Genomic DNA, 3,715 nt, shown 5'->3' with positions numbered 1-3,715 from the left:
AGGCAGAGGGTCCCCGGCCGGTCGCCCCAGACTTCGTCGATGAGGTCGCGGATCTTTCCTTCCCGGTCGGGGGGCAGGTCTTCGAGTGCCGGGAGAACGTTTTTGCAGATATCGAGGCTGTAGTATTCACGGACCGCCGAGAGCCATGCCGCCCGGCTTTCCTGGTAGATGTCGCCGCCGATCTCCTCAAAGCACTCGATCGCAGCGAGCGTCGGGTCCCGGAAGAGGAACGAGACGGCGTGCCACCCTGATTCATCGTGCAGCGCGAGCGCGAGCGGCTCTTCCTCTTCGTCGACCAGGAGACGGGCCTCATCCGCCATCGCCCGCAGCAGAAGGGCTGTATAGGAGTCCATCGTCAGTTCCGCAAACGACGGTTCGACCAACCGGCATCCGTCGACCCCAAGGATATCTGCAACCTTCATTTCTCTCGCCTCTCGATCTTCAGGCCGCCCGGCGCCCGGATGACCCCGTCCACGCGGGCATCCTCGTGCAGGGTGAGGCCCCGGCAGGAGACGTTCCCGAGGATATGCGCCCCCTGCTCGATCTTTACATCGCCGTTGCTCTGGACATCACCGTGGATGACCGATCCCCGGGCGATGCTTGCGCCGTCCTCCACGTGGAGACTCCCGAAGATCGTCGTCTCCTCCCGGACCGCTATCGCCCCGGCGCGGATGTTCCCGTGCAGCCGGCACCCGGACCCGATGGTCATCTTCTCAGGCACCGAGAAGGTCTGCATATCGAGGACGGCGCCGGCCGGGATCATCAGCGGCGTCCCGGCCGGGGTTTCATCATCGCCGAAGAGTTTCTCAAGGACGGCGTCCAGTTCGGCCTCCTTCTCGATCCCGAGGACGGCCACCAGGTACATCATGATGTAGATGATGACCGGCATCGGGTTTCGGATGGAGATCCAGCCTTTCGCCTCAAACCCGCGCTCGATCTGGACGTTGTCCCCGATATCGAGGTCGCCTTTGACGACCAGTTTACCCTGGATCTTCACTCCCTCGCCGAGGTAGGCGTCCTCCTCCACGACGACGTCGCCGCCGATCTCGCACCAGTTGTCTATCCTCGCGTCAGCGCTCGCGTTGATGTCTCCGTTGATCTTGCAAAATTCACAGACCACGATCTCTTTGCCCAAAAGGCCGTAATCGATCCGGCACCGGTCCCCGATGACGATGTCCTGATCGGTCTTGAGTGTCCTCTCCTGGAGTTCGGTATTGTCCGGGAGGGTGCAGCCCCTGAACCTGTCGTGGTCTCCTGTCGATTCCATTTACCTGCTATAGTCTTCATGCGCCATACTTATGACTCTTATTAATTAGATCCAGGACAATCGGCATGATGTCGCAACCCCGGATGCGGTTGAGGCCTCCTTGCGCGCACGAGACCTCGTCGAACCGGACCGTCGGGTCTACCCTGACCCCCGGACCCCTGATGACGACCGGCACCGGGTCGGCGCTGTGATCCCTGACCGAGCAGGGGGTGCTGTGGTCGGCGCAGATGACGATCAGGGTATCCGAAAGCGCGAGCAGCGGCTCGAGCGCCGCGTCGATGACCTCGATGAAGTCCCGCTTCTCTATCGCTTTCCCGTCGTGGCCTGCCTCGTCTGCGCCCTTGATGTTCATCAGGACAAAGTCTTTCCGCTCAAGTTCCCCAAGCGCTGCCTTCACCTTGGCGTCCAGGTCGGAGTCGACCGACCCGGTCGTCCCCGGCACCGGGATATGTTCGAGCCCCACGACCTTCCCGATACCCGAGATGAGGGTGGCCGCGGAGATGACGCTCCCGGAGAGCCCGTAACGTTCCTGGAACGGGGGGAACGCGCCCATCTTCCCTGCGCCCCTGATCAGGAGGAGGTTTGCGGGGGGCAGCCCCTCTTTCACCCTCTGTGCGTTTACGGGGTGGCGGGCGAGGATCTCAGTCGACTGGCGGATGAACTCGTTGCAGGCATGGGCGGTCTTTTCGTCGGCAGGGTCGTCGGAGCAGGCCTGGATCGTGAGCGGTCGTGCCCCCTCTTTCTTCGGGTCGTTTGACGAGACGGCGTCACCGAGCCCCTCCCCGGTGAGAGCGAGGGCCGCCCGGTGGCCGGCACCCGACTCAAACCTGAACCCGACGCCGAGCGCCGAGAGGTCCACGCCCTCACGGATCGCCTCCGAGAGCGGTCCGGTTCCTGATATCCGCCCGGCCCGGCGGTCGGTGATGAGACCGTCCCCGCCGACGGTGGCGAAGTTGCACCGGAACCCGATCATCCCGGCGGTCATGTGGATGCTGGTCCCCTCGGCCTCGAGCGGGCCGCGGCCGGTGTAGTAGTCCTGCGGCGGGTAGCCGAGCAGGGCGAGGTGAGAGGTATCCGACCCCGGCCGTATGCCGGGAGCGACGGTATCCATGATCCCGCATACGCCCTCCGCCGCCAACCGGTCGAGGACCGGGGTCCGTGCGGCGGAGAGCGGGGTCTGTCCGTTGAGTGCTTCACAGGGACGGTCGGATATCCCGTCCAGTACCAGGAAGAGCACCTTCTCTGCAATCATCGAGAAGAGGTGAGATCCAGAACCAGATTATTCTTCCCGGTGGAGGGTCACCGGGTCTCCTCTTCCCGCTCGCGCCGGCCCGCGAGCTTCACCCGGCATCGTTCGGCGTGGCGGAGCGCCTCCTTCGCGAGGGTGTCGCCGCGTTCGCGGCACTCCTCCTCACAACCGATCATGATGAGGATATTGGTCGTCTTGATCATATCGGCAGAGAGACACCGGATCTCCACCGCGAGGTCTTCTCCGACGATCGCTTCTGTGTCGCAGACGATATCGTAGAGCTGGTGCGAATACCGGTCGAGCAGCGCGTTTGCGGTCGTGACCCAGGCCTCACCGCTCTCGCTCTCCCGGAGAGCGGTCCACTCCCGGTGGAACTGGACAAGCATCCTCCTGATGATCCCGCGGGCCATCATCTGCTGCTCTTCCGGGGCCCCGGGACAGAGGACAACCGGCCCTGCCCGCCGCGCACCCCTGGTCCGCTGGTAGACGGTCATGGTCATCACTTCTCCTGTAGTCTCCCGGGCGGAGGTATGCCGGTCATAGGGCATATACCCATCGTGCGGGGATCGTGGGCGATCCTTGAGTGCCTTCAGTCACCTTACTTTGAGGGGGGTGTGGGGCGACTCGCCAATGGCCGCACGCGGAAGCACGCGAAGAGCGCGAAGTTCGGTCGCTGGACGGTATCGTCCCCTTCGCGCTCTTCGCGGCTTCGCGTGAGATCATAGTGCCCGTCCCAATATGCGACAGAAGTTCCTAAAATAAGATGACACGAGACACTAGTGGAGCATTGCATCTAAAATTTCCCATAAAAACCGCCCCGATTTGGCGGGTGGGGAATCATGGCTCTGTTTGTGCCCCGGCTCCGGCTTGCGCGGGAAGGGGGCGAGCCCCTCCCCGGCCCCCACCCCCAGGGCGATTCCCACCACGGTCCACTGCCCGGGGCATAGGTCGTTGCATGTGCAACATTGCCTCACGCGTGAGGCTGGTGATCCGCACCAGAACCCGCAAAATAAGATGAAACGCTCCGCTGGAGACGCAGATCCGGAAAAATAGGGTTTGAGCAGCCGGCCTTATACGGTCGCGATCTGCTCAAGTTTGGACTTGGTTATCTCGACCCGGCGGATCGGGTAGATCGTCTTGACGACCTTGAAGATATCCCGGGCCATATCGCCTGAGACGATATCCTTGACCAGGGTCTC

The 3,715-nt window shown here is 63.0% G+C and carries 4 protein-coding genes and 1 pseudogene; all 5 read right to left on the bottom strand.

Features of this window, described 5'->3' with window-relative positions; genetic code table 11:
* A pseudogene (locus BP858_RS00220) lies at nt 1-422 on the bottom strand (hypothetical protein); the annotation flags it as partial.
* Nucleotides 419-1,267, bottom strand: a complete 849-nt coding sequence (locus BP858_RS00215; RefSeq protein WP_062261561.1) for a polymer-forming cytoskeletal protein — start codon at nt 1,265-1,267, stop codon at nt 419-421. The gene BP858_RS00215 and the pseudogene BP858_RS00220, both read right to left, overlap by 4 nt.
* A 16-nt stretch (nt 1,268-1,283) precedes the next feature.
* Nucleotides 1,284-2,519: a 2,3-bisphosphoglycerate-independent phosphoglycerate mutase gene (locus BP858_RS00210; RefSeq protein WP_214166064.1), complete on the bottom strand. Its 1,236-nt coding sequence runs from the start codon at nt 2,517-2,519 to the stop codon at nt 1,284-1,286.
* Between the two features lie 47 nt (nt 2,520-2,566).
* Entirely contained in the window at nt 2,567-3,016 is a 450-nt protein-coding gene (locus BP858_RS00205; protein WP_286878517.1) for a hypothetical protein, read from the bottom strand.
* Nucleotides 3,017-3,586: 570 nt separating this feature from the next.
* Nucleotides 3,587-3,709: a hypothetical protein gene (locus BP858_RS00200; protein WP_286878524.1), complete on the bottom strand. Its 123-nt coding sequence runs from the start codon at nt 3,707-3,709 to the stop codon at nt 3,587-3,589.
* Nucleotides 3,710-3,715: the final 6 nt, after the last annotated feature.

Source organism: Methanoculleus sp. UBA413, from assembly GCF_002502935.1.
GTDB lineage: Archaea > Halobacteriota > Methanomicrobia > Methanomicrobiales > Methanoculleaceae > Methanoculleus > Methanoculleus bourgensis.
This window is presented reverse-complemented; position numbering and strand designations above follow the sequence as displayed.